The sequence below is a fragment of the Micromonospora sp. NPDC057141 genome (assembly GCF_042670805.1).
Lineage (GTDB): Bacteria > Actinomycetota > Actinomycetes > Mycobacteriales > Micromonosporaceae > Micromonospora.
This window is the reverse complement of record NZ_JBHUVA010000090.1, coordinates 1-24,289: the sequence shown is the minus strand read 5'-3', so window position 1 is coordinate 24,289 and position 24,289 is coordinate 1. Positions and strand designations below refer to the sequence as shown.

Annotated in this window: 22 protein-coding genes and 1 CRISPR repeat array; of the genes, 8 read left to right on the top strand and 14 right to left on the bottom strand. The window is 69.5% G+C overall.

Translation table 11 applies throughout. The features are described from left to right. Positions 1 to 148 precede the first annotated feature (148 nt). The 4 genes from ACFT41_RS28510 to ACFT41_RS28495 all read right to left on the bottom strand — a co-directional run bounded on the left by ACFT41_RS28510 (position 149) and on the right by ACFT41_RS28495 (position 3,674). Entirely contained in the window at positions 149 to 808 is a 660-nt protein-coding gene (locus ACFT41_RS28510) for a GNAT family N-acetyltransferase (protein WP_377585113.1), read from the bottom strand. A gap of 25 nt (positions 809 to 833) precedes the next feature. Next, positions 834 to 2,327 carry an APC family permease gene (locus ACFT41_RS28505; RefSeq protein WP_377585115.1) on the bottom strand — a complete coding sequence of 498 codons (1,494 nt, stop codon included), beginning with the start codon at positions 2,325 to 2,327 and terminating at the stop codon, positions 834 to 836. A 54-nt stretch (positions 2,328 to 2,381) separates the two neighbouring features. Beyond that, complete coding sequence (locus ACFT41_RS28500; protein WP_377585117.1) at positions 2,382 to 3,107, bottom strand: GPP34 family phosphoprotein; 726 nt, start codon at positions 3,105 to 3,107, stop codon at positions 2,382 to 2,384. Positions 3,108 to 3,341: 234 nt separating this feature from the next. Further along, positions 3,342 to 3,674: a hypothetical protein gene (locus ACFT41_RS28495; protein WP_377585119.1), complete on the bottom strand. Its 333-nt coding sequence runs from the start codon at positions 3,672 to 3,674 to the stop codon at positions 3,342 to 3,344. A gap of 292 nt (positions 3,675 to 3,966) precedes the next feature. On the opposite strand from ACFT41_RS28495, the gene ACFT41_RS28490 reads away from it, so the two are divergent. Then, complete coding sequence (locus ACFT41_RS28490) at positions 3,967 to 4,137, top strand: hypothetical protein (RefSeq protein WP_377614037.1); 171 nt, start codon at positions 3,967 to 3,969, stop codon at positions 4,135 to 4,137. A gap of 230 nt (positions 4,138 to 4,367) precedes the next feature. Here ACFT41_RS28490 and ACFT41_RS28485 read toward each other — a convergent pair whose 3' ends face one another. Together ACFT41_RS28485 and ACFT41_RS28480 are read right to left on the bottom strand one after the other, a co-directional pair. Continuing rightward, positions 4,368 to 4,574 carry a DUF397 domain-containing protein gene (locus ACFT41_RS28485; protein WP_377585121.1) on the bottom strand — a complete coding sequence of 69 codons (207 nt, stop codon included), beginning with the start codon at positions 4,572 to 4,574 and terminating at the stop codon, positions 4,368 to 4,370. Between the two features lie 14 nt (positions 4,575 to 4,588). Then, a complete protein-coding gene (locus ACFT41_RS28480) occupies positions 4,589 to 5,455 on the bottom strand; it encodes a Scr1 family TA system antitoxin-like transcriptional regulator (RefSeq protein ID WP_377585123.1) in 867 nt (288 codons plus the stop codon). 609 nt (positions 5,456 to 6,064) lie between these two features. Further along, positions 6,065 to 6,819: direct repeats of the CRISPR family, unit length 30 nt; unit sequence GTTGCGATCCCTCCAGGGATGATGAGCGAC. 637 nt (positions 6,820 to 7,456) lie between these two features. Here ACFT41_RS28480 and ACFT41_RS28475 point away from each other — a divergent pair. Genes ACFT41_RS28475 through ACFT41_RS28460 form a run of 4 tightly spaced genes read left to right on the top strand, consistent with a single transcriptional unit; the run spans position 7,457 to position 10,589 of the window. Beyond that, positions 7,457 to 8,698 carry an IS110 family transposase gene (locus ACFT41_RS28475; protein ID WP_377585125.1) on the top strand — a complete coding sequence of 414 codons (1,242 nt, stop codon included), beginning with the start codon at positions 7,457 to 7,459 and terminating at the stop codon, positions 8,696 to 8,698. Positions 8,699 to 8,727: 29 nt separating this feature from the next. Next, positions 8,728 to 9,975 (top strand): hypothetical protein, encoded by a 1,248-nt coding sequence (locus tag ACFT41_RS28470; protein ID WP_377585127.1) that lies wholly within the window; start codon positions 8,728 to 8,730, stop codon positions 9,973 to 9,975. A gap of 3 nt (positions 9,976 to 9,978) precedes the next feature. Next, positions 9,979 to 10,311: a hypothetical protein gene (locus tag ACFT41_RS28465; RefSeq protein ID WP_377585129.1), complete on the top strand. Its 333-nt coding sequence runs from the start codon at positions 9,979 to 9,981 to the stop codon at positions 10,309 to 10,311. A gap of 8 nt (positions 10,312 to 10,319) precedes the next feature. Further along, positions 10,320 to 10,589 (top strand): hypothetical protein, encoded by a 270-nt coding sequence (locus ACFT41_RS28460; RefSeq protein ID WP_377585131.1) that lies wholly within the window; start codon positions 10,320 to 10,322, stop codon positions 10,587 to 10,589. A gap of 61 nt (positions 10,590 to 10,650) precedes the next feature. On the opposite strand, the gene ACFT41_RS28455 is transcribed toward ACFT41_RS28460, so the two are convergent. The 5 genes from ACFT41_RS28455 to ACFT41_RS28435 all read right to left on the bottom strand — a co-directional run bounded on the left by ACFT41_RS28455 (position 10,651) and on the right by ACFT41_RS28435 (position 18,501). Next, the gene (locus tag ACFT41_RS28455; protein ID WP_377585134.1) at positions 10,651 to 11,769 is read right to left on the bottom strand and encodes a hypothetical protein; all 1,119 of its coding nucleotides are present in this window, start codon (positions 11,767 to 11,769) and stop codon (positions 10,651 to 10,653) included. A gap of 3 nt (positions 11,770 to 11,772) precedes the next feature. Then, positions 11,773 to 13,848: a methyltransferase, FxLD system gene (fxlM, locus tag ACFT41_RS28450; protein WP_377585136.1), complete on the bottom strand. Its 2,076-nt coding sequence runs from the start codon at positions 13,846 to 13,848 to the stop codon at positions 11,773 to 11,775. Positions 13,849 to 13,862: 14 nt separating this feature from the next. Next, entirely contained in the window at positions 13,863 to 15,155 is a 1,293-nt protein-coding gene (locus ACFT41_RS28445; protein ID WP_377585139.1) for a lanthionine synthetase C family protein, read from the bottom strand. Continuing rightward, the gene (locus tag ACFT41_RS28440) at positions 15,152 to 18,262 is read right to left on the bottom strand and encodes a lantibiotic dehydratase (protein WP_377585141.1); all 3,111 of its coding nucleotides are present in this window, start codon (positions 18,260 to 18,262) and stop codon (positions 15,152 to 15,154) included. The genes ACFT41_RS28445 and ACFT41_RS28440 overlap by 4 nt, the downstream gene beginning before the upstream one ends. Positions 18,263 to 18,342: 80 nt before the next feature. Then, positions 18,343 to 18,501, bottom strand: a complete 159-nt coding sequence (locus tag ACFT41_RS28435; RefSeq protein ID WP_377585144.1) for an FxLD family lanthipeptide — start codon at positions 18,499 to 18,501, stop codon at positions 18,343 to 18,345. A gap of 330 nt (positions 18,502 to 18,831) precedes the next feature. Here ACFT41_RS28435 and ACFT41_RS28430 point away from each other — a divergent pair, with 330 nt between their 5' ends. Both ACFT41_RS28430 and ACFT41_RS28425 read left to right on the top strand, forming a co-directional pair. Next, positions 18,832 to 20,202 (top strand): tetratricopeptide repeat protein, encoded by a 1,371-nt coding sequence (locus ACFT41_RS28430; protein ID WP_377585146.1) that lies wholly within the window; start codon positions 18,832 to 18,834, stop codon positions 20,200 to 20,202. After that, positions 20,202 to 21,182 carry a phosphotransferase gene (locus ACFT41_RS28425; RefSeq protein WP_377585149.1) on the top strand — a complete coding sequence of 327 codons (981 nt, stop codon included), beginning with the start codon at positions 20,202 to 20,204 and terminating at the stop codon, positions 21,180 to 21,182. The genes ACFT41_RS28430 and ACFT41_RS28425 overlap by 1 nt, the downstream gene beginning before the upstream one ends. On the opposite strand, the gene cas2 is transcribed toward ACFT41_RS28425, so the two are convergent. Further along, the gene (gene cas2, locus ACFT41_RS28420; RefSeq protein WP_377585152.1) at positions 21,154 to 21,696 is read right to left on the bottom strand and encodes a CRISPR-associated endonuclease Cas2; all 543 of its coding nucleotides are present in this window, start codon (positions 21,694 to 21,696) and stop codon (positions 21,154 to 21,156) included. The two genes, ACFT41_RS28425 and cas2, sit on opposite strands and share 29 nt — an antisense overlap. A 630-nt stretch (positions 21,697 to 22,326) precedes the next feature. On the opposite strand from cas2, the gene ACFT41_RS28415 reads away from it, so the two are divergent. Further along, positions 22,327 to 23,166 carry an IS5 family transposase gene (locus ACFT41_RS28415; protein ID WP_377585155.1) on the top strand — a complete coding sequence of 280 codons (840 nt, stop codon included), beginning with the start codon at positions 22,327 to 22,329 and terminating at the stop codon, positions 23,164 to 23,166. Here ACFT41_RS28415 and ACFT41_RS28410 read toward each other — a convergent pair. Further along, on the bottom strand, positions 23,163 to 23,597 hold the full coding sequence (locus ACFT41_RS28410; RefSeq protein ID WP_377585158.1) for a GNAT family N-acetyltransferase: 435 nt from the start codon (positions 23,595 to 23,597) through the stop codon (positions 23,163 to 23,165). The genes ACFT41_RS28415 and ACFT41_RS28410 overlap by 4 nt on opposite strands. Positions 23,598 to 23,703: 106 nt before the next feature. Next, on the bottom strand, positions 23,704 to 24,289 hold a 586-nt coding region (locus tag ACFT41_RS28405; RefSeq protein WP_377614036.1), incomplete at its 5' end, for a tetratricopeptide repeat protein.

The following is a 24,289-nucleotide window of genomic DNA, read 5'->3' as shown; positions in this document are numbered from 1 at the left end:
TCACATTCCCCAACATCGACCGGTAGAGACCCACAACAAACCCGCCGGAAGACCACCAACCGGGCTCAACGCATAGACCAACTCAAGAATCTCCAGACCGCCCTCTGAGGGCGGGCCGGGCGGATCGGCGGGGGCAGAGCGTGCGTGTTCACGGGGTCCTCCGGTCGGGCGGGGTGTCGGCAGGGAACCGGGAGGTGACGGCGCCGGTGGGCCGTTGCCGCCACATGCGCCAGATCGTGGGGCCTTCGGTGGGCAGGATCAGGGGCGGGCCGGGCTGGTAGCCGAGGCGGGTGTAGAGGTGGCGGTTGCGGTGGTTGGTGGCTTCGAGGTAGGCGGGCAGGCCCAGGCGGTCGAGTTGCCAGTGGTAGCTGGCCAGCAGGGCCGCGCCGATGCCGTGGTTCTGCCGGGGCGGGTCGACGGCCACGTGGGTGAGGTAGTGGTGCGACTGATGGGGGTGCCAGGCCTCGAACATGGCGTCGAGCACCTGGAACTTCCGCGCGTACACCCCGGTGGCCTTCTCCACCGTGGCCTGGTGCTCCGGGTCGACACCGCGTGGGGGTTCAGTGCGGGGGTGCCAGATCGCGACGGCGGACAGGTCGTGGGTGGTGTCGACGTGACCGTGGTCGAGGCCGTGACGCAGGACGACCTGGAAGTACCGGTGGAACACGACCCTGCGTACGGCGGGGTCGGGGACCAGCCAGTCGGCCACCGGCCCGTCAAGGAACGCCTCGGCGAGCACGGAGACCAGCGGGCCCGCGTCGTCGTGGGTGGCACGGCGTACGACGACGCCTGCCCTGGTGTGGTTCATGCTTCGCTCCCGTGGTGGGGTCGGGTCAGGCCGGCTGGTGTAGTCGGTCGGGGGAGTGGCGGGTCGCGGTCAGGGCGGCAGCGCCGAGGCCGATACCGGCGTAGATGTCGGGGCGGGCGCGGCGCAGGATCAGCGCCCAGGCGGCGCCGAGGAGCGCGGCCACGGCGTAGGCGGCGGGGATGAGCCAGCGCAGCGGTGAGTGGGCGTCGACGCCGAGGAGGGTGTCGAACTCGTTCACGGTGGCGAAGAGGATCGCCTGCAGCGCGACCGTGGCGGTCCCGGGGGCGACTGCCGCGCGCCAGCTGCCTTCGTCGTGGTCGACCTGGGCGAAGTAGGCGACCACGGCGGCGGAGGTGACGGTCATGAGGATCAGGACACCGAGGCCGCCGGTGACGGTCACCCAGAAGAACAGGTGCGTGATCGGGTCGGCCTCGGCGGCCGCGTAGCCGATGAGAACGGCCAACGCGATGGTGCTCTGGATGGCCGAGCCGACCTTGGGCGCGCCGGTGCGCCGGCTGGTCCGGCCGAGCGCGGCGGGAAGGACCCGTTCCCGGCCGAGCGCGAACAGGTACCGGGCCACGGTGTGGTGGAACGACAGCAGGGCCGCGAACAGGCTGGTGATGAACAGGACCCGGCCGATGGTCACGACGCTGGCGCTGAGGTGCGGGGACACGAGGTTGAAGATCAGGTCGGTGCCGTCGGCGCGGGCGGCGTCGACAATGGCGTGGGGGCCGGTGGCGACCGACATCGCCCAGGCCGACAGGCCGTAGAGCAGGCCGGTCACGGCCACGGCGAGGTACGTTGCCCGCGCGACCGTCCGGTACGGATCCTTGGTCTCCTCGGCGAAGACGGTGGTGCCCTCGAAGCCGACGAACCCGGTGATGGCCGTGACCAGTGCGGCGCCGATCCCGGCAGCGACGGCGTGCGACGGGGCGAGGGTGTCGAAGGCGATGGTCCCGTCGGCGGGGTGGCTGACCATGACGGCGTCGAAGATCAGCGCGACGGCGCACTCGCCGACGAGCATGACTGCGAGGACCCTGCCGTTGAGGTCGATGCGCAGCACTCCGAGGACGGTGACGGCGACCCAGGCGGCCAGGGCGCACACCCACCACGCGATGCTCCACCCGTACCGGTCGTGGAGGAACAGGGCAAGCACCGCGCCGAACCCTCCGTACAAGCCGATCTGCATCGCGTTGTAGGCGAGCAGGGCGACCATGGCGGCGGCGACGCCGGTCGGGCGGCCCAGCCCGCGGGTGACGTAGGTGTAGAAGGCGCCGGCGTTGACGATGTGCCGGGACATGGCCACGTAGCCGACGGAGAAGACCGCCAGCACGGCGGCGATGATCAGGTACGACACGGGGATGCCGGTGACACCGGTGACGGCGTACCCCGTGGTGGCGCCGCCGGCCACGACGGTGAGCGGCGCTGCGGCGGCGATCACGAAGAAGAGCACGGAGGGGATCCCTAGCCGGCCGCGCGCCAGGACCTCCGACACGTTGTCGGCTTTCGAGTAGGGCATGGTTTCTCTCTCAGCAGGGATGGGTCGTCAGCCGCATTCCGGACGTGCGGCGACTCAGGAGGTGCGGTGGCTCAGGACGGCGCCGCCGATGGCACTGTCGAGCTCCGCAAACAAGTCACCCAGGGGCGACGACGGTCGGTGGACCAGTTGACGCAGGTGCACCCGGGCGGCGAACGGCGCGCCGTCGAGCAACGCGCGGTCGAGTTGGGTGTGAAGCGCGAGACCGGCCAGAGTGACGTCGATGTCGTCGAGTGGCCGGCGGTGGCGTAGTTGCTGGGACAGGTGGGCCCACGACCAGGCGGCGGTGTTGACGTCCGTCGGCACGTGCAGGGTGCGCTGACGCCACAACATCCCGATCTGCTCTGTGCGGAGCAGGCCAGCCTGCCGCATGCGCAGGCTGACCTGGGCGTACGCGGACGTGGCGAAGAACGCCAGCCACACTCGGGTCGCGGTGTGCTGGGGCGCGTTGACGAGCTGTTCGAGGACGAGGTGTTGCAGCCAGTCCGTCGGCTGTCGGGCGTCCCGCACCCGGATGTGTCCCTGGTCGAAGGTGATCCGCCGGGCGTAGTAGAGCTCGGCGAGCAGCCCGGCGGCGAGGCCGTGAGACAGCGCAGTTTCGTACAGCCGGGGCCGACCGGTCCGGTCATCGTGCGCCATGAAGAAGAACTCGTCGGCGATCCGGCTGGTCTGCGCGGCGGCGGAGCCGAAGGCGCGGGCGGGCCGGGCCGGCCTGACCGATTCCGGGTGCTTACCGGCCGGGCCGGAGGGTGTGTTCACCACGGCATGCCCTTCTGGGTCGAGTCGTCTGTGGATGGCGGGCAGCTGGACGTGTTGAACAGGGCCGTGCTCACGTTGGAAGGACCCGGCCGGCCCACTCCGGGGTGCGGTCCCGCTGCGGTCGAATGACGGACCACAGCGGGACCGCTTGCCGCGCGACCGAGAGCACGGGGGGAACTCGGTAGCGCGGGCTCGGCCCGCCGGCCGTGCTCCGCGGGAAGCAGCGACCGGCGGGGGTCAGAACTTCCAGATGAAGCGGATGTCGTTGATGTCCCTGCCGACCACGGCCCTGACCATCAGCATCTCCAGGACGGACTGCCGGTAGGGGGTGCGGATGTCGCAGAGGGTGGCGCGCCGCTCGGCTGCGTTCCAGGCCAGAGACTCAGCTGCTTCAGCGATCAGGTCCTCGGTCCGGCACCTCGCGGCGCAGTTGTAGATGCGGACCGGGACGTGGGCTTCGGTGCCTTCGATTTCTCGAAGTTCGGTGAGAAGACCGCACATCATCCGGCGGTCGCAGATCTCGCACCAGAGCAGCAGGCGAAGCAGGTACGGGTCGTTGCTGGCGCGCATCCTGGACCGAATCTCTCCCGGCGGCGTCACGGTCCACAGCCTGTCTGCCAGGTGATCAGAGGGCGGCCCGTATTGCCCTCCGCTTCGGCCATCCGTGAAGCGGTGCCGTCCCGCACCACGTTCGCAACTCTCAGATCCATCGCTTCCTCCGTGGCTCGGAACGTCGCGCGACGTCGCGCGCCCAGATGACCGGCCGGCACCTCCAGACGTCCCTGCACCAGCGACAGGAACGAGGGACGACGTGGACGAACGGCCACCGCTTGAGCAGTGCCACGCGCGGACCTCGGGGGCGATGGACGATCAGGACGTAGCCGGACAGCACCTCCCGGCTGGTGGCCCCCACGACCTGGCCGACACCAGCAACCGCCTGGCCGCGCCGGGGATGTGGGGTCGTCGGGAGGACGACGCGGAGTTCATCGACCCGCTGGATGGAGCAAGCGGTCGCGGAGAACAGGCCGGGTGAGCCGTATCCAGTCAGGACCATGAGGTGCTCCCAGGGATGCCGTATGCCTACCAAGCCAATGTCTACACCGTGCCGTTCTGGCACTGTGCTGCTTGGCACGGTGCTAGCTTGGCACGGAGCCGGTCAATGTCACAAGGGGCACGCGGAATTTGACCCGCCGTGTCCTGCCAGGACGCGGCGAGGGGCCGGCACCATGCGGTGCCGGCCCCTCGAATGGGCTAGTGATCGGGTCAGGACAGGTCGAACTGGTGAGCCTTTGCCCCCGCGATGAAGGCGGTCCAGCCGTCGTGGTCGAACGACAGTACGGGTCCGGTCCGGTCCTTGCTGTCGCGGACGCGCATCACACGACCGTCAACTGCGTCGGACAGCTCGACGCAGTTTTGACCGCCGTCGGAGCGGGTGGACTTCCGCCAGCGGTGGAACTCGGGATCGTTCATGGAGAACTCCTGGGTCAGGCATCGGCCACCTTCTGGGCAGCCTTCTGGATGAGGTCCGCGCTGTCCTCGGGAGACAGCGCGGCATCACGCAGCTGGTCGAACAGCCGCGCGTACCGCTGCGCCTCTTCGGTCTCGGTGACCAGCAGGTCCGCCGTCACGGTGTCGACGGCGACCAGCGTCAGGTCCTCGGGGTCCGGATAGGCGTACAACGCGAACGGCGAGCGTGGCACGTACCCGCGTCCGAGCCGGGCGTCAACCGGCAGGACGCGGACCCGCACGTTCGACTTCGTCGTGGCCAGGGTGAACAGGTGGAGCAACTGCTCCCGCATGATCTCGGGCGGCACAGGCAGCCGCTCGATGGCCTGCGGTTCCAGCACGACGTCGTACTCCGACCCATCCGGGCCGGAAATCTGCTGCTGCCGGCGAAGTCGGCCAGCGACGGTGCCGCCGAGGTCGAAGTCGGCGCCGTCGTCGAGCGCGACCTGACCCCGATGCCGGGCGTACGCCTCGGTCTGTAGCAGGCCCGGCAGCAGGGAGTTCTGGTACTCGCGGATCGTGCGGGTGCCGCACTCGATATCTGCGGTGCGCGCCTGCCGCTCGCCCATGCCGACGAACTCGGAACCGGTCCACCAACCCTTGGTCAAGCCGTCACGGGCAACACGCTGGAGGCTCCGATATCGCTCGTCACCGTCAGGCAGGAGTACGTCGAGGATCCGCAGGACGGTGTCGAGAGGTCGGCGCTCGCCGTTCTCCAGCTTCGAGATGGCGGTGCGATCCAGCCCGGCTTCCCGGGCGAGCTGACTGCCGGTAAGTCCGGCAGCGTCGCGCAACTCGCGGATCGCGTTGCCGAGTCGAAGACGGCGGGCGAGAGGACTGATCACGGTCTGCGGCACCTCCGAACGTTGGCACTGTGCCAGGACGGCACCTACCTGGAGGTGAGGGTACGCGGGAGCGGCGATCCGCGGTATGCACGAGGACTACCGGCGGCCTCGGTGCCCTGGCTACGCTGTCCGGAGATCCGGCGCGGGACGGGTCGGGCTCTGGATGAGCACGGCGAGGGGTCCGGGTTGCGTCACCCGGACCCCTCGCCACCCAGGGATGCTTCTATGGACACCCCGGTAGCCTCTCGTGGCTTGGTCGTTGACCTCGCTCCGGCCGCGTCGACGCACTGCGTAGGCGATCGCAGCATCGCGGAGGACACCAGCGCCGGAAGTGGCCCGGCGGTGCTGGAGAACATCCAGGACCTGTAGAACCCTTCGCCATTCCGATCGACCATGGGTTGGAGTGTCCGCGAGCGCCGTTCGCCCAGCTTAGAACGACCAGCCAGCCGTCGGCATCGCGATACTCAGGGGCCGGTTGTTGCTATCTCTCTAGGAACCGATGATCAACCTGAGCGGCAGCTCGAAGTTCTCACTGCCGGTCCGTGTCGCGGTCCTCGTACGTTGAGGAGCGACCTTCGACATCGACTACAACCAGCATAAGTACCTCATGTTGCGATTCCTCCAGGGATGATGAGCGACCCGCTGGAGCCAACGGACGACGACCGGTACGTGCGCAAGTTGCGATCCCTCCAGGGATGATGAGCGACAGTTGACGCGGCCGGGCGACCCCACCGGCCCGGGGCAGTTGCGATCCCTCCAGGGATGATGAGCGACACGGACCAACCGAACTCGCCCACGGCTACACCCTCACGTTGCGATCCCTCCAGGGATGATGAGCGACACGGCGTCCGCGACGCAGTACCGCACGATGTGGGAGTTGCGATCCCTCCAGGGATGATGAGCGACGACCCCGGGTGGCCGGCTGTGACATCAGCCTCCGGCGTTGCGATCCCTCCAGGGATGATGAGCGACGCCCGTCAAGTTCTCGGCCTCACCCTGCCGGACAAGTTGCGATCCCTCCAGGGATGATGAGCGACTCGTACGGCACCGGGTCGCCGCGCTTCGTGGTGTGTTGCGATCCCTCCAGGGATGATGAGCGACGTGGGACGACCACGACTACGGACCCAACGACAGGTTGCGATCCCTCCAGGGATGATGAGCGACGCGTCCAGGCCGAGATCGGCCGCCGCCTCCTCGCCGCGTTGCGATCCCTCCAGGGATGATGAGCGACAACAGGACCTTGCCCCGTCGGGTGGTCTGGTGGGAGTTGCGATCCCTCCAGGGATGATGAGCGACTGGTGATCACGTCGGAGGAGGCGACCAACCCGGTCTGGGTTGCGATCCCTCCAGGGATGATGAGCGACCCGAACCTTAAGTCGCAGGTCAAGCCTGCATTCCGGGCGCCGAGGCCGTCGAATTTTGCAGCGGTCCGGCGGTTATGTATTTCCGCTGGTCAGACTATCGCATCCGGGTTGCCTGTTTCGGCTTAAGGGGCTCGATCTACAGATGCCCCCAGCCGGCCGGATGGGCGTCCCTGACACTGCGTCGAGAAGGTCGAGGTTCCGAGCCTACGACCCGGGGAGAGCGGCGCCGGGAAGATCTTTACCGTGGGCGAAGCGTTCCCGCTGGGCGAGCGCCTCGCCCAGTGGGAGGAGGTAGAGCCTAATGAGCATGCAAGGGCTGGTCTTGCCCGGGGCTCGTTCGGAGATCTCGCGTTGTAGCCCGCGCGGTGAGCGCTTCGACAAGACCGATCCGACACGGCGGGTCCTGGCAGGACCGGCCCTTGTGCAGTGGTAGTCACTTGCTTGAGCCGCTCGCGTGGGCCACCTCTGGACAGGCCTGGATCATCGAATCCTTCGACAACGATGGAGGGCCACGCGGGCGTCCACGGTCACTTCAACGCTGGTGGGATGGTGGACCGAGAGTCCTTTCATTAGGTCGCGGCGTGATCGTGGCGGGCCCGCCCGAATCTCAGATATCACCTACGAGGGGTTGATGCCTATGACCGTTTACTGCGGAATTGACTGGGCCGAGGAACACCACGACGTCGCAATCGTCAACGACAGCGGCGGGCTGGTCGCACGGCTGAGAATCGGTGATGACGCGGCCGGTTACCGGCAGCTGATCGACCTGCTCGCCGACGCCGGTGACAACCCGCAACAGCCGATCCCCGTGGCGATCGAGACCTCCCGGGGTCTGCTGGTGGCTTGCCTACGGGCGACCGGCCGGCAGATCTACGCGATCAACCCGGTCGCGGTCGCTCGTTACCGAGACCGATATACCGTCTCACGCACCAAGTCCGACCATGTCGACGCGGTGGTCCTGGCCAACATTCTGCGCACCGACATGGCCGTGCACCGGCCGCTGCCCAACGACTCCGAACTCGTCCAGGCGATCGCAGTTCTCGCCCGTGCGCAACAAGACGCCGTATGGGATCGAACCCAAGCCCACAACAAACTGCGCTCACTGCTGCGCGAGTACTACCCGACGTTCCTGCTGGCCTTCCGCGACGCCCGCGGCGGGATCACCCGCCCCGAAGCCCGCGCCGTACTCGCCACAGCGCCCACCCCCACCCAGGCAGCGACACTGACCCCAGACGACCTCGCCGACGCCCTACGACGAGCCGGCCGGCAACGAGGCGTCACCGCCGAAGCTGACCGACTGCACCAGGCCCTGGCCACCGCAACCCTGCACCAGCCACCCCTGGTCGAACAGGCCATGGGACGACAAGCCCTGGCCCTACTGCGCGCCTTGGACACCGCCTGCCTCAACGCCGAAGACCTGGCCACGGCCGCAGAACAGTCTTTTGATCAACACCCGGACGCCGAGATCATCACCAGCTTCGCAGGCCTCGGTCGACTCATCGGCGCCCGGGTACTCGCCGAGATCGGAGATGACCGATCCCGCTTCGCTGATACACGAGCACTGAAATCGTATGCCGGTTCCGCCCCGATCACCCGCGCCTCCGGCAAGAGCCTGATCGTCATGCACCGACGAGTGAAGAATCAGCGCCTCGCCCACGCCAGCCATCTCTGGGCCTTCTCCGCCCTCACCGCTTCCCCCGGCGCCCACGCTCACTACCAACGCCGACGAACCGCCGGCGACGGCCACACCGCCGCCCTGCGCCACCTGTCCAACCGGCTCCTTGGCTGCCTTCACCACTGCCTGCAAACCCGACAGCTCTACCAGGAGACAACCGCCTTCACCCCACCCCAACCACAACAGCTACCCACCGCAGCTTGACACCAAATTGCGTGGGATGTCTTGTCCGCGTGCAGCGCCTACCGCGCCATCCCGCCGATGACTCCTCGCATGGGCCGGATCACCGTGCGCCAAAAGAGCGCGTTGACGCTGTTGATCACGCTCCAGTACTGTTCGTGTTTGCGAAAGAGCCGAGCGGCGTTCAACGGGGGAACATGAGCGGCTTCTACGTGGATCCGGCTGGCCTGAACGGGCTGTACAACGCGCTACACCGGGCATCCGGCGACGTCAGCGACACGCTCGCGTACGTGAAGCGGCACTGCGATCTGACGTTCGCCGCCGAAGGTCTGCTGGTCATCTTCGCCAGCCCGCACAAGCTGGTGTACGACCGGATGGCCGAGGGCCTCCAACGGCTGGAGACGGTCACCCGGGGTGCCGCCACCCAGGTCAACCTCGCCCAGGTTGCCTACGCCGTCTCGGATGTGGACTCGGCGACCCGGCTCGACCAGACCTATCCGGGCGCGAAGGACCCGGCGGCGGTGCGGAGCACGCTCAGCACCGGCCGTCCCGACTTGTGGCCCACCGTGCCCCGGTCGCCGTTCGCTGACGTGGCCGAGCCCACCAGCAGCCTGGTGTCGCCCAACTACGCGACCGCGATTGAGATGTGGAAGATCAATCCTCTCGCGGATCTGATCAGCCCTGCTGCCTGGCTGCGCCAGGTCAGCGTGTGGCTGTTCGGGTACGACCCGTTCGAGGACTGGAGCAAGCAGCTCAGCGGTGACTGGGACGCCTACATCCACTGCGCCGCAGCTTGGCGGATCATCGGCAACGCGTTACTCGACATCGGCCGCAACCTCGTCACCACCGCAGCCGACGTGCCGGAGGTCTGGCGCGGGCAGGCCGCAGAAGCGGAGCAGGAGTTTCAGCTCACGTTGGGCAAGGCGGCCATGGCCCTGCACCCGACGTGTGACCAGTACGCCCAGCTCTACACCAAGGCCGCGGAGGCGGCCAAGCAGCTGTTCGACGTGGTGAGTGGCCTGATCGTGAAGCTCATCGACGTCCTGATCGTCATCAACCTTGCCTCGGCCGTTGGCACGGCGACGATCGAGACGGGGGTCGGGCCGGTCGTCGGTTACGGCGTGGCCGCCTACTACGCGTGGCAGGCGTACGACCTGTACAACGAGATTTCGACCTTCTTCGGCAACGCCGAGGCCACCTTCAAGGGCATCGCCGGCACCATTGGCATGATTCAGGCGGGCGCTGCCGTCTCGGCGCTTCCCGACCTCAAGCCCTATCAGCACCCCGGACAGCAGGGATAGGCCATGACCGACGAGATTCACCGCGAGCCACTGGCTCGGGCGGTCCTGACGACGCTCGCCAGAAGCCGCAGCGGCGACGACCCGCTGGGCTCGCTGGCGCGCACCGTCCTCAGTGGCGAGGCGGACCTGCGGACGGCGGTCGGTTACTCCTGGCACGGCCGGGCGTTAGGCGACGCGTTCACCGCGTCGCTGAACGAGCGCAACGCCCTCACGCGGGACGAGCGCGCCGAGTGGGAGCGGCAGGCGCAGCAGCTTCGTGGCGCGGGCGCGGGGCTTACCGTCGAGGCAGAGCCGCCGAGCGGTGCCGCCAGCGAGGGCCGGGACGGACAGCGGTGAACGCCCGCATGCGGTGGAGGATCGCCGTCCCGCTGATCGGCCTGAGCCTGCTGATGGTGGTCCCCGCGGTCTTCGGCACCTGGGTGTTCTGGTCCGACTTCGGAAACACCTATCGGGCGCTGAGCGTGGTCATCTGTCTCGCGCTGGTCGCGCAGTTGGCGCTTGCGGTGTCGATCGGCGTGCGGCCGACCCGGGACGTCCCCTGGCTCCGGATCGGACTGATGGTGGTCACGTTCCTGGTGGCCTGCGGCGTCGCTGCGGTGCGCAGGTCGGTCTGACGTGAGCGGCCTGCCGCGAGACGCCAGCGATGCCGGCTCGGCTCCATCCCAGAGCCCGGCCTCAGCACCGCCCCGCCGCTGAGGCGGCGACCGCGCCCCGTATCACCGCTCTGCTGACTGCCAGCGGCCCCAACAGCCGCTCGTAGGCGGTGAAAGGCATGCCCTGGTGTGCCATGCCAGCTACCCGCAGGACCTCGGCCAGCTTCGCTTCCGACCGGGCGTCGATGACGGCGAGGATCTCGCGGTGGTGCAGCATGTCCCGGGCGACGTAGGCGTCGCCGCAGGTGAGGGCTTGGTTGATCAGGTCTGCGGCGAGGTCCCGCACGTCGGGGCGGGCCAGTCCGTCAGCCGCATCGACGATCGCGAGCCCGAGGCGGGTATGGAAGACGGCCAGGTCGGCCGGGCGCTCCAGCCGCCGAAAGCTGCGGAGCAGCGCGCCGAGGAGGTCCTCCTCCGGCGCGGCGGCGGCTTTCGCGCACAGGTAGGCCAGACACGCGGTGACGGTGGCCTCCCACGGCTCACCGGGGACGGTCTCGGCGATGATCGTGCGGGCACGTCCGATCTCGCCGCTGGTGGTGTGGGCGATGACCGCGACCTGGCGTCCGTCGAGCATCCGTCGACCGATGCCGTTGTGCCGCTTGAGATGGTGATAGGCATCGTTCCACCGGCCCGTGCTGGTGAGTGCGCGGGCACCGTCGGCGAGAAGCACCGCCCACAGCCACTGCCGCACCTCGCGGTGATCGTCATCGGTCCTGGTGAGCCGACCCGCCGGCAGGGGGTAGCCGTCCACCAGGACGTCGGTGCGGGACGAGACGGCTCGGAAGAGGTCGTCGAGGAGCGCGAGGGCGGCGTCGCCGTTGCCGTCTCTGACGTGCAGGCGGGCGAGGTTCACCAGGGGCTCCAGGGCATGCCGCGCGGCCTGCGCGCCCAGGGGGAGGGCGCGCAGGTACGCGTCGGCATGGTGGTGGCACCACTGCCGGGCCAGCTCGGGCTGGCCGCAGTCGGAGGCGATCAGCGCCGCCTGGTTGTAGACGGCGGACGCCGCAGCCAGGTCGTTCTCTCGCTCAGCACGGTCGGCCAGGGCGCAGAGGTCGTCGATGCGGCTGGTCAGCGCCCTGGCGACGGGCCGAGGCCGGGCCACGAGGGGAAAGCGCCGGAGGACGTGGCTGGCGGCGTCCACCGGCTACTGCCAGGTGACGGTGATCGGGTGGTGCGGCCGGGGCAGGACGAAGCGTCCGGCCGACGGGTTCTCTCCGGCGGGCGCGTCGGGGATCTCGAAGCGCACGGTCCGGGCGCGGTACTCGCTGTCCCAGAGGCGTGCCTCGTCGGCGACCTGCTGGGCGAGGCTCTCGCCGGAGGGGCCGTGGCCGACGACGCCCACCTCGTACCGCTTGCCGCCGTCGGCGGCCGGCGGTGCCGCCCGGATGGTGAGGTACGCGAGGTCCGGGCCGTGAGTGGTGGCCATCGCGCCCCAGGGAAACATGGGGGTGACGGTGCCGCGCTCGATGGCCTGGGGTTGCGCGTTCATCCGCATGATGGCGTTGTCGAGGCGGCAGGCCAGCCAAAGGTCCAGCCACTCGTACGGCACCATCGGCGGAAAGAGCACGCCGGTCCACATCTCGTGCCGCTCGCTGTCGAGCACGCCGGCGAGCGCGGCCGGGTCGACGTCCTGGTCCTTGTGCACCTGCAGGGTCACGTCCTGCTTGTCGGTGAGAGGCACCAGTCGTCGAGCGTCGTCGCCGATGCCACGCAGCGGCATGAAGACGGCCAGCTCGCTGCCGACGTCGCGCCACCCACCGTCGTACCGTTCGAAGATGATCGAGCGGGATGCGGCGCCGCGGAGCCGCAGCGGCACGACCAGCCGGCCGTCCGGGGCGATCTGTTGCAGCCACGCGGTGGGCGTCTCCCAGGCGCCGACGGTGGCGATGATCCGGTCGTACGGTGCGCCGTCGGGGTGGCCGAACGCGCCGTCGCCGCGCACCACCTCGACGTTAGCGATGCCTGCGGCGGCGAGGTGTTTGCGAGCCCCGTCGACGAGGTCGTCGTCGACGTCGATGGTGACGACGCGCCCGGTGTCGCCGACGATGGCGGCGAGGAGAGCGGCGTTGTAGCCGGTCCCGGCACCGGCTTCCATGATCCGGTGGCCCGGTCGGGCGGCGAGCTGTTCGAGCATCATGGCCACGATCCGGGGCTGCGACGCCGCGCTGATCGAGGTGCCCCGGCCGTCGGTCTTGGTGTAGACCGGCCCGTCGGCGTACGCCTGCTCCACCGGCACGCCGGGCAGGAAGAGGTGCCGTGGGGTCTGCCGCATGGCGGCTTCGACGGTGGACGTGCGGATGATGTTCTCTGACCGTAGCCGGCCCACGAGCTCGGTCCGCAGTTCCGCGGACTCACGAAGCGTGGTCATCTGGTCGACGCTAGTGGTCGGCCGGGCGGGTTCCGAGGGTGACACGGTGCTCCTCCTGATGGGTTCGAAGACGTTGGTGACGGCGAGTGCGGCGAGCGCGGACTGGTCGCGTACGGACAGGCCCGCGCGGTTGGCGTGGAAGATGACGTGGTGTGCGAGGACCGCGCGGAGGCCCCGGTTGAGGCGACCGTGGCGTGCCAGGTCGGCGAGCGTCTGACCGGCGGCCTCGAACGCGTCGAGCCACGGGCCGTAGTCGGCGAGAGGGCTGTCCGGAGCGGGACCGCTCAGGCCCTGGACGTCGACGGTCATGAGCCGGTTCATCGCCCGGGCCAGCCCGGCGGTGGCGTCCGGGTTCAGGGCCGGGGCGGGGCGGAGGTCGGCGACCCTGGCCCAGACGTCGCCCTGCTCGTACCAGTCCAGGCCGCTGCTGCGCATCAGCACGCTGCACAGTAGGACGGCGAGTTCGCGCCTGCCCAGTGCGGCCGGATCGTCGGAGCCTGGTCCGAGGAGCAGCTGCCGGCTGTCCTGGTGGAAGAGGTCGTGGGCGACGTGCATGCCGGGGACGCCGCCGAACGCCGACGTCTCCGGCTCGTAGATGCCCCGGGTCCAGTCGATGATGCGCCCGTCGATGGCGAGCCTCTCCAACAGGTCCTCGACGAGGCAGGAGCGGGGGTCGTGTGCGATGTACCGCCACCGCCACGACGGGTACTTGCGGACGTACCACCAGCCGTGCAGGATGCCGTCGTCCTGAGCCGCGGCGAGCGCCGGCGCGAGGACGGTGGCGGCGATGCTCTCGGCCGCGGCCGGGCTGGGAAACTCGACGGTGTACTGCCGCCATTGCGGGGTTGGCATCGGGTCGGACATCCTCAGGGTCGGTGGTGGGCGGGTCGGGCGGTGAGCAGGCAGGAGTCCCAGGCACTGTCCGGCGTCGACGCGGCGCTGCAGCTCAGCGCGGCCAGGGCCACTCCGGCGGCACCTTCGAGCAGCCCGGGGCCCGGCGCGGCGGCGACCAGGGCGGCCGCCGTACGCCGAGGGCCGGCGCCGGCCGGGTCGATCAGGCCGAGCAGGTGGGGGACGCGGGCGTCGAGGCGGGCGGCGGTGCCAGGGGGAGCGTCGGCGGCGACGCGGCGGGCGAGGTGCGCCAGGCCCGCGTACCCGTGGCACAGGGAGGAGTCCGTGGTCGCGGCGAGCTGGCGCGGGTCGACCAGGGCGCGGGCGAGCGCGTCGCCGGCGGCCACGCGACGGACCGGGTCACCGGTCGCGAGAGCGGCGAGCTGCTGCGCGTGTGCTAGGCCCGCCGTGCCGTAGCACCAGGACGGCCGCTGGGCGCCCGGGGTCGCCGCGTTACCCGCGCGCAGCTGCTCCCTGGTGATCCAGTACGGCCAGCTCGGGCCGGCGGCGGTGTCGCTGCGCCACCGGTCGAGCCACGAGCAGACCGTGGAGATCGCGGCGAGTTGACCCGGGACGAGGACGCCCCGCAGGGCGGCGAGCGACAGGAGGGCCAGGGGACCGGCGATGCCGTGTGCCATCCCGAGGTTGCCGTGACCGCCGGGGAACCGGTCGTCGGCGCGTCCGTTGGGGCCGCTGCCGCTCCACCAGCCGGGCAGCACCTCGCCGTCGCGGTGCAGGGGAGAGGCCAGCCGGACCAGACATTCGAGTACGGCGCGAAGCTCGTCCCCGGTCGACGGCCGGCGCAGCAGGTACGCGCCGATCCCGGCGAGCCCTCGGATCGCGTCGAACTCGGCGAGGGCCGGTAGCTCGCCCGCGTCGATGCGGGCGTGCGCGGCGGCCACCCGGGCCCGCGCGTCGGCGGCGATCGCCGTGTCGAGGCCGTCCAGCGCCCGGGCATACGCGCCGGGCCGGTGGGCGGCGGCGCAGGCGAGGACGTGCGCCACTGCGGGTGCACCGTGGAAGGGATGGCTGTCCGCGCCCGCTGTCACCGGGCTGCTGGTGGCGGCGGTGAGCCAGCGATGGGCGCGCCGCCACGGCCGCAGCCCCGCCGCTGCCAGCTCGACGTGCAGCAGCGCGATTCCGGGTACGCCGAGGGCGAGCGACTGCCGCCACCAGGGTTGATGGATCGGCAGGCTGGGATCGTCGGGGCGGTCGAGCAGGTCGGCGACCGCGACGGCCAGCTCGTGGCTGTCGTACGCGAGGCTCATCGCCGGCCCCGGGCGAAGTGGGCCAGGGCGGCGGCCCGGGCGAGGTAGCGGCACTGGTCCTCGTCGTCGAAGTCGATGCCGACCGCGCGGATGTGGTGCGCGTGCATGAGCGAGCCGAGGACGTCGTCGGGGTCGATGCCGTCGGTGTGCGGGCCGGGCAGGTGGGCCCGGTAGGCGGCGAGGGCGACGTCTCGGTTCTTCCAGGCGTCGACGATGGCGGTGCCGCCGGGGGCCGCGCGCAGCGCCGCCCAGTCGTCGTCGGGCTGGGCGAGCCGGACGGCTTCGCGGAAGATCGACCGGGGCACCGGCTGCGGTGCCGTGGCGGGCACGTGGTCGACCAGCCAGCGCATGCCGGCCTCGGTGCCGCCGGTGTAGGCGACGGCGATGGCGGCGATCTGCGCGGCGGTCAACGCCTGCCGGCTCGGACGCACGGGCTGGCGCAGCTGTGTCAGCACGGCGTGGGAGTCGGCGATGAAGACGTCTTCGGCGGCCTGCATGGCGGGACCTGATCCCCACCGGCCCGTCTCCGGGTAGGAGGTGGCGTACTGCAGCTCGCGCAGCAGGCCACGCCGGCGCAGGTCGTCGGCCCACGCGCTGACCCGCTCGGCCACCGGCCCGAACGCGGACGGGTCCGAAAGGACGATGCGCAGCCGCAGGTGCTGGTCAGGGTCGCGGAACCGGAGGAACCACCAGCCAGGCGCGGCATCCCACTCGGAGAGCAGCCGAGGGAGGTGTTCCGCCAGGAGCAGGTCCTGACGCCGAATGTCCCCGTACAGCTTCGCGAGCAGGATCCGGGAGGCCGCCGGGGTCTGCCCCTGCTCGCGTCCGATGACGCGCGCCGGGGTCGGCTTCGGCAGCGGCGGCCAGGGCGGTGGTGCCGTGGCGCGCAGCGCGACGATGACCTCGTGTGGGCGGCCACCGCACCACCCGAGGTCCTGCGGGGCGGGTGCCTCCACGAGGGTCGCCCGGGGTGCGGTCAGCAGGTGGGTGCGCAGCAGGACGCGGTGTGCCGACTCGTCGAGGTCCAGCGGCAGGCGCCGGTCGGCCTCGACCAGGTGCACCAGCCGCGGCAACCGCCGACGGGCCCGCAACCGGTCGAGGGCGTCGTCCCAGACGTACCAGGGCTGGTGCCGGTCGGGCAGCCCGGCGGCCGGCAACCGCCAGGTCGCGGGGGCGAGGATCGCCCGCCCGTACCGCACCCGGGGCAGGAAAAGCAGCTTTGCCCGGGCGGCGGCACCCCAGTCGAAAGCCGTGACCTGGGCGCACTGGGCGCGCCCGAGTTCGATGAGGAACCGGGCGAGGGGTGGGGTGTGGATGCGCAGGTTCAGCGCGTGCATGCCGACCGCCTCGACCCGGTGGCCACGGTCGGGCACCGCGAGATACATGCGCCGGCCGTCGCACCCCACCGCGAGGTCGTCGACGGTCAGCACCGACCGGCTCGGCCAGCGGTGCTCGGCCAGGCTGAGGACCGTCGGCAGCACCTGGACGGTGCGCGCTACGTGTGCGGTCCCGGGATCCAACGGCGGGAACGACACCTGCACCGGCACGGTGTCCCGGTCGCTGGCGGGCAGACCGGCCAAGCCGGCCAGCGACCGTCCCGCGTCACCCGGCCGCAGCACACTGAGGAACCGGCCGGTGAACCCACCGGCGGCCCGGGACACGGAGGTGACCTCGACCGTGAACCGGCCCCGCCTCAGGTGGTCCTCGTCGGCGGCCTGCACGCGTACGCACGCCTCCAGGTGCGGAGGCAGGCGCAGCCGCTGCGGCCCCAGGTCCAACTGCGCGATCAGCGCGTCGTCGAGGACGATCTCCGCCTCGCCGTCCAAGGCGGCGCGCTGCGCCACGCCGAGCAGCACCTCGTCCCGGCGGGACATCGGCGAGCGAGGCTCCGAGGCGAGCCCGCCCGGGTAGCCGTCGGGCAGGCCGATGCCGATGTCCGGGTCGACGACCTCCCGCACCGGCACCAGCGAACCGATCCCGTAGCGCTCGTAGAAGCGCTGGTGGTAGGCACGCCAAGCAGCAGTGCCATACGGGCACGCGCTCAGCCGGGTCAGCACCAGCGCGGCGCGTTCCACCTCCCGGGCAACCTGATCCGGGAGCGACACCGAGGCGTCCAGTCGTAGATCCACGGCGAGCGGCTCGCGTTCGGAGATCTCGAGGCTCCGCATCCGCGAGGCCACCAGCCGCCGAGCCTCGGGTGCTTCGTCCGGCCGTGCTGTGTTGTGCCGCCGAATCCTGGCATGGATCTCGCGAAGAGCGTCGACGACGCCGGCGACGGGCGTACCCGAATCGGCGCTGGCCTCGTCCAGTTGGCGCAGCAGGTACGCGAGCGCGTCCGGCTCCGTGCTGGGGGCGTGCAGGCCCGTGATGAGGGCACGGTGGGTGATCAGTTGGGTGAGCATGGCCATGACGGTGCCGGCCGTTGCCTGCGGAAACTCTCCCCGAAGCCGGGCGGCGAGGACCTCCGTGCGGATCGGACTGCGGGCCGCCGCCAGGGCGGCGCGCACCGGAGCCGAGTGACGCAGGGAGGCTTCCACCGCTTCCATCCGCCCGTCGTGGCCACCATGCGGCTGGTAGGGGACGATCAGGCGATCGTCGCGGATCGTCAGCGTGCTGTTCGTGAGCACCGGCAGGCGGGACAGCAGCTCGGGACAGGCTTCGAGGCGGGCGATCACGTCGCTGAGCCAGCCAGCGCCAGCCCGGGCGACCGCCCGGTGCGCCGTGCCCCAGCGGGAAGGCGCCCGTGACCCGAGGACGGCGGGCGCCACGCCGGCGAGCAGCCCGAACGGCGTGGGGCGACCCAGCAGGCGCTGCACGTACCGGGCGACGGCGTGGACCATCCGCAGCGTCCCGCGTACCGAATCGGCTTCACCCGCGCAGAGCTTGCTGACCTGATCCGCGAGCACCGGACTCGAAAGCGTCACCGCCTCGACCACCGCGTCGATCGCCCAGACCTGCTGCAGCCAGCCGACCCACGACGGTACGAGGTCGGGCCGGGGCTCGGTCACGTCTGGCCACGGGGGAAGCTCGATCGTCGGATGGGCGACGGCGCGGACGAGCGCGGCATCCATCGCCCGGTAGGCGGGGGAATCCCCGGAACGGCTCACGTGATCACCTCGGTGAGACAGGGGTGCCCGGCCGGCACCGACGGTCGTGACGGCGCCGGCCGGCCGTGCAGAGGGACTGATCAGGCGACGTTGGTGGTGCAGGCCGTGCAGGTGCTGCCGCAACCGTCGTCGGTCAGGTTGACCAGGCCGGCGACGTCCGCCACCTCCAGCAGGCTCACGTCGAGGTCGAACTCGTCGTCGCTTCCGGCCGTGCTGAGCTCCAGGGTTCCGCTTGCCATGTGTTCCTCCTTCTCGGTTCTGCGGGCCTGTCTGACCCGCCGTGAAGCCTCGGCGTCCGCACCTCGGCAACGGCCGCCGCTACCGCCGAATCAGGCGGAAGATGAGATGACGAGGGCGCGGTGCAGCTTCCGGCATCCGGGCCGGCGCCGTAACGGTCGTTACGTCCGCCCCGGCGATGACCCTGGCTGATGCGGGCCGTCGTCAGCTAGGCAGCGGTGAGCGCCTCACGGTGGGCTTCTCACGGTGAGACGGCGGGCCGTAGGACCGGACATCGCAGGGGCCGGCCCACTACTGTGCGCAGTATCCGCGGTCGGGGGGAGTGACAGTTCATGCAGCGGGTCGTCAGGCCGCAGTGGTGGCACGAAGGCACCTGGCGTGGCGTCAGCATTCGCGAACACCTCGCCCGCCACGACATCGCCGCGGTCTTCGGCTTCCTGAGGGAACGCGGCTTCAGCCTGTCGGCAATCGCAACGGCGACCGGGCTGGGCGCCAGCCGAGTCTCGGAGATCGCGGCGGGCCGACGCATCGTCACCGGCTACTCGGTGTTGGAACGCATCGCGGAAGGGCTCTGCATCCCGCGCCACTACATGGGGCTCGCCCTCGACGAACAGACCCTTCATCACCGGCAGAGCTCACCCCAGCGGGCCGCGACCGCCGCGCCGCTCGACCCTCGCGAGCTGCTCGGTGTCGTCGCCAGCATCGCGGTAGGAGCGGTACCCGCCGATGTCGAGCGGTGGCTGCCCAACCCCCAGGAGATCGCCGTCCCCGCCGCCGTCGGTCAGGACGAAGTAGCGACAGTACGCGCCGTGACCGCCTTCCACCGTCGGCTCGATGCCGTCGCAGGCGGCGGACGCTGCCTGCAATCCGCACGCGGATATGTCGCCTGGGCGACGCAGCTCCTACAGGCGCAGTGCAACGACGCGGCTGCTCGTGACCTGCGGTCCGCCCTCGCGGAGCTGCACAACCTGGTCGGCTGGGTTGCGCATGACCTCGATGACCACGACTTGGCGCGTCGGCATCTCACTCAGAGCCTCGTCCTGGCGCGCCAGACCGACTCCCTGCCCCTGCTGGCCAACTCGTTGTATCGCCTGGGGCGGGTCAGCCTGCACCAGGACCAGCCAGCCGAGGCACTGCAACTGTTCGGCCTCGGACAGCTCGCCGCACAACAGGCCGGCTGCCACGCCAGCGTCGGCATACTCCACGCCAACTCCGCCTGGGCCTACGCGCTCCTCGGGGCCGACCACCAAGTCGTCGACAGCCTCGCCAGGGCGCGGCAGGAACTCGACCAGGCCGACCCGGACACCGCGCCGGTCTGGACCCACTTCGCGCTGACCGAAGCCGACAGACATGGCATCTCCGCCGTCGTCTACTCCGCCCTCGCCCGTCACCCCCACCACGTCCGCTACGTCGACCGCGCCGCCGAGCACTCCCACCAGGCAGTCCGGCTACGTCGTCCGCAAGACCGCAGGTCCTTCATTTTCGACACGATCTCGGTCTCCACCGCGAGTATCCTGGCCGGTGATCTCGCTACCGCTGGCGAGTACGGGATGAAGGCGGTGGGGCTGGTGGCGGACGGGATGCGATCGGCTCGTGTCAACGATCGCCTGAACGCGCTGTGGGAGCTCGCCGCACCCCAGGCCGAGCGGGAACCGGCGCTCGCTGCTCTCGGGCATCGGATCGCGGAGCTACAGGCGGTCTGATGGCTACCGCCCTCAGTGACGCTGTGGCTTCGGAGCTTCACGGGCACCTGAGCGACGTCTGCGCTCAGATCGGCGTCGACCCGGCCAGCGCCAGACTCGTCAAGTACACGATGAACGCGGTGTTCGTGGCACGGCCGTTCGTGATCCGACTTGCTGCCGGCGCCCACGCCATGACGCTCGCCCGCCGGGTGGTGTCGGTCGCCGCCTGCCTTGAGAGACTGGGCATGCCGACAGTGCGGCTTGCCACGGGAGTTGCGGCGCAGCCGATCGTCAGCGGGGACTGGGTCGCCACGGTCTGGCAGCACGTTCCCACTGTCGGCGACGAGCCCAAGCCCGTCGACCTTGCCGCACCGCTACGTGCCCTCCATGGCATTGGTCAGATCGACCTCGCCTTGCCGGTCTGGTCGCCCATCGAGAAGTTCCGGCGACGTATCGACGCTGCCGCTGTGCTACCGCCCGAGAGCGCCGCCGAGCTGGAGCAATGGTCGATGGCGGAGTTCGGCATCCGAGCCGCCGACCTGCTGCGCGATCTTCACCGACGCTGCGACGTACTAGAAGAGGATCTTGACCGGGCCGTGTGGCGGCTGCCGCCGGGGATCATCCACGGGGACGCGCACACAGGAAACGTCCTGTTGCCCGCCGCCGGTCAGGACGGAGCTTCTCGCCCGCAGCCCATGCTTTGCGATCTGGACGGCATATGTATCGGACCCCGGGAATGGGACCTTGTGCCGACCGCCCACGGGGTTGTCCGGTTCGGACGCTCACCGGCCGACTACCAGGATTTCGTTGATTCCTACGGTGTCGACATCACTGAGTCGGCGGGCTGCTGGCCGGTCCTGCGCCGCGTCCGGGAGCTTCAGCTCGTTACCAGCACCATCGATGCGCTCGCGGGTCGTCCGGAGGTCGCTCACGAGCTGGCCCACCGGCTTCGATCGCTCTTCACGGAAGATCTCAGGGCCATCTGGCATCGCTACCAGTAGTGCAATGGGCATCGCGATGGGGAGACGCGGCATCGACATCGTCGAGCAGCACCTCCTCGCCGCCGCGTGCGATCCCTCCAGGGGTGATGAGCGACCGCGAGTGGCGGGCCGACCTCGGCGTGCCGAACGTGTTGCGATCCCTCCAGGGGTGATGAGCGACCCGAACCTTAAGTCGCAGGTCAAGCCTGCTTTCCAGGCGCGGATCTGGCCGAGTTTTGCAGCGGTCCGGCGGTTGTGTATTTGTGCAGGTCAGAGTACCGAATCCGGGTGGCCTAGTTCGGCTCCGAGCGTCTCGACTTGGACGAGGTGCGGGGGAGCCGATCCGGTACATGCGGATGCTGTCGTAGCTCAGGTCGAGTTGCTGGCGGAGCGCAGTGATGAGACTTCGGTGCTGTGCTGCGGACAGCTCGCCCTCGAATACGCTGCGTTGCACCCAGTGCAGGTACTGCCGGCATGTGCGTAGTGCGGCAGGGTTGCGTTCGACGGCGGTGTCGTAGACCAGAACGACGAACACCGGTTACCACCAGGGCCGGAACGGCTTGTAGGTCGTTCCTTCGAGGCACAGCCGTACCAGCTTAAGTGCCTCCAGGTGGATCAACTCCTCAGAGGGCGTTTGATAGGCATTCATGTTTCCGATTTGATATGCTTTGCCGCTCGATCGTCGGCGTGCCTTCGTCGGCCTGCGCCCCCATAGGTCGGAATGCCTTGATTTCAGCCGCACGCGCCCCAGCCTCGCCATGCGCGGCGAGAGAAAAGCGGACCTTTATAAGCCAGACGGAATCGCGGGACCATTTCCACTCCAAGAGGGCGGTGCGTGACTATGTTACGCGAGACGTAATCGACTTGTGTACTCATAAAAGCCGCATAAGCCGCACGACGCAAAGCGCTTTTATAGCTACAAAGCCTATTCAAACGCCCTCTCAGAGGGCATTCGATGAACGCTGTCCCACTATGAACCTTTTGAGGTGCGCCCCATTCGTGCCGTAAGTCCGCCAAGCGGCGGTATGCCGCTACCCTGGCGAGCGAGCTGGCGCCTGCTTCCTCTCGATATGCGCTGCGGATTACGTCTGACGTAGACCTGACGCTGAATCGCCGCTTATGTCGACCGCTGACCTCCCGGCTTCGTCCAGAGTGGATCTCTACCATGACCGCTCGCCGCGCCTACCCCAGCGACATCTCCGACGCCCGTTGGGCGCTGGTCGGACCGACCTTGCTCGCCTGGCAGCAGGCCCGCCTCGACCGGCGGCCCACCGGCGAGCCAGCCCGCACCGACGTCCGGGAGGTACTCAACGCCATCTTCTACGTCAACCGAACAGGCATCGCCTGGAAATACCTTCCCCATGACTTTCCGCCACACACCACGGTCTACTACTACTATGCCGCCTGGCGCGACGAAGGCATCTTCGCCCAGCTCAACGTCGATCTGACTGCCCTGGCCCGGGTCAAGGCCGGCCGCGACCCGCAGCCCACCGCCGCCGTCATCGATATACAGAGCGTGAAGACGTCAACCAATCCGCCGACCGCGACACAGGGAACCGACGCCGCGAAGAAGATCGTGGGCCGCAAGCGGAGCGTGGCCACGGACGCCCTGGGGCTCCTGCTCATGGTCATCGTCACGGCCGCGTCGATGACCGAGAACCGCGCCGGCATCCATGTGCTTGACCAGCTCAAAGCCGCCCACCCGAGCGTCGCCAAGACCTGGGTGGACGCCGGCTTCAAGAACCAGTTCGTCGAACACGCCGCCACGCTGGGTATCGACGCCGAGGTCGTGCCACGCAACACCGAAACCCGAGGCTTCCACGTGGTGAAACGGCGCTGGGTGGTGGAGAGAACGCTGGGTTGGCTGATGCTCCACCGCAGGCTCGTGCGCGACTACGAGACCCTGCCCGCCAGCTCCGAAGCCATGATCCACCTCGCGATGATCGACAACGTCACCCGCCGGATAACAGACGAATCCACTCCTACCTGGCGAGGCACATACTAGTAGATCAAGAACAAATCGAACGCCCTCTCACGCCGTCCCCTCAGAAACGCATCGTGCAGGCCGCGCCCGATCCTCCGACCCTGCCACGCCTTGCGCACCTCGATCTCGGCCAGGACCACCGTACGTTCACCACCCCGCTCGTCGGTGAACCCCTCCTCCGGAGCCGGCTGAAGCCCAGCGAACCAGTCCCGGTCCTGCCGCAGGCTGTACCCGAAGACAAACCCCACCAGCTCATCCCCCACCTGTGCGGTCACCAACTCGTAGTTCCGCGCACCCAGCGCCGCCGTGGCCCGATCCCGAAACGCGTCGACCTTGACCGTCGCATCCTCGCCGGGAACCTGCCCGTAGGCGTCCGCATAGACCTCACACAGCTCGTCCGTCAACCCGCCAGCAGCCTCCGCACCAAGGCGGGCGTACGTCACATCGCTCACGCCCACCACCCTACGGACGCCCCCACGCCCCACCCTTCCCCGTGCCACGGGGAACTACGCTGAGCAAGCACCCATGACTCTCGCCGATCTTCAGCGCCGTGCCAGGCTATTCAGGACCTTTCCTGAGGCAACCGTCATCCTGGGTCCGTGCCGCCGCCGTAGCCTCGTCGAGCTGCCGGCGCAGTTCTGCGGCATCGTCGGCCCGGCCCAGTCCGTCGAGGACATCGGCGAGAGTCCGGTAGGCGGCGAACAGCCGCCCGGCGAACGCGGCCGGCAACTGTTCGGTCAGACGCTCGTAGATGGCGACCGCCTCAGTGACCGCTTCCAGGGCCTCGGCGAAGTTGGCCTGTATGTTCACGCACACCCACCCGTACGCCCACAACGACGTCGCGAGGTCGGGTAGGAAAGCGGCGGGGTTGGCCCCGGCCAACCGCCGGCGGATCGTGACAGCCTCCTCGACGGGAGGTAGGGCCTCCTCCCGCCGACCCAACTCGGACAGCCGGAGGCCGAGGTTGTTCAACGAGCCCGCAAGCTCGGGCAGGTAGGCACCGGGGATCGCCTCGGCCAACCGCCGGTAGATAGCAGCGGCTTCCTCGGCGGGAGGTAGGGCCTCCTCCCGCCGACCCAACTCGGACAGCCGGAGGCCGAGGTTGTTCAACGAGCCCGCAAGCTCGGGCAGGTAGGCACCGGGG

Coding starts and splice junctions, on each gene's coding strand:
- ACFT41_RS28510 (WP_377585113.1), bottom strand. CDS start 808: ATGAACCACACCAGGGCAGGCGTCGTCGTACGCCGTGCCACCCACGAC.
- ACFT41_RS28505 (WP_377585115.1), bottom strand. CDS start 2,327: ATGCCCTACTCGAAAGCCGACAACGTGTCGGAGGTCCTGGCGCGCGGC.
- ACFT41_RS28495 (WP_377585119.1), bottom strand. CDS start 3,674: ATGCGCGCCAGCAACGACCCGTACCTGCTTCGCCTGCTGCTCTGGTGC.
- ACFT41_RS28490 (WP_377614037.1), top strand. CDS start 3,967: ATGGACGATCAGGACGTAGCCGGACAGCACCTCCCGGCTGGTGGCCCC.
- ACFT41_RS28485 (WP_377585121.1), bottom strand. CDS start 4,574: ATGAACGATCCCGAGTTCCACCGCTGGCGGAAGTCCACCCGCTCCGAC.
- ACFT41_RS28475 (WP_377585125.1), top strand. CDS start 7,457: ATGACCGTTTACTGCGGAATTGACTGGGCCGAGGAACACCACGACGTC.
- ACFT41_RS28465 (WP_377585129.1), top strand. CDS start 9,979: ATGACCGACGAGATTCACCGCGAGCCACTGGCTCGGGCGGTCCTGACG.
- ACFT41_RS28460 (WP_377585131.1), top strand. CDS start 10,320: ATGCGGTGGAGGATCGCCGTCCCGCTGATCGGCCTGAGCCTGCTGATG.
- fxlM (WP_377585136.1), bottom strand. CDS start 13,848: ATGCCAACCCCGCAATGGCGGCAGTACACCGTCGAGTTTCCCAGCCCG.
- ACFT41_RS28445 (WP_377585139.1), bottom strand. CDS start 15,155: ATGAGCCTCGCGTACGACAGCCACGAGCTGGCCGTCGCGGTCGCCGAC.
- ACFT41_RS28435 (WP_377585144.1), bottom strand. CDS start 18,501: ATGGCAAGCGGAACCCTGGAGCTCAGCACGGCCGGAAGCGACGACGAG.
- ACFT41_RS28430 (WP_377585146.1), top strand. CDS start 18,832: ATGCAGCGGGTCGTCAGGCCGCAGTGGTGGCACGAAGGCACCTGGCGT.
- ACFT41_RS28425 (WP_377585149.1), top strand. CDS start 20,202: ATGGCTACCGCCCTCAGTGACGCTGTGGCTTCGGAGCTTCACGGGCAC.
- ACFT41_RS28415 (WP_377585155.1), top strand. CDS start 22,327: ATGACCGCTCGCCGCGCCTACCCCAGCGACATCTCCGACGCCCGTTGG.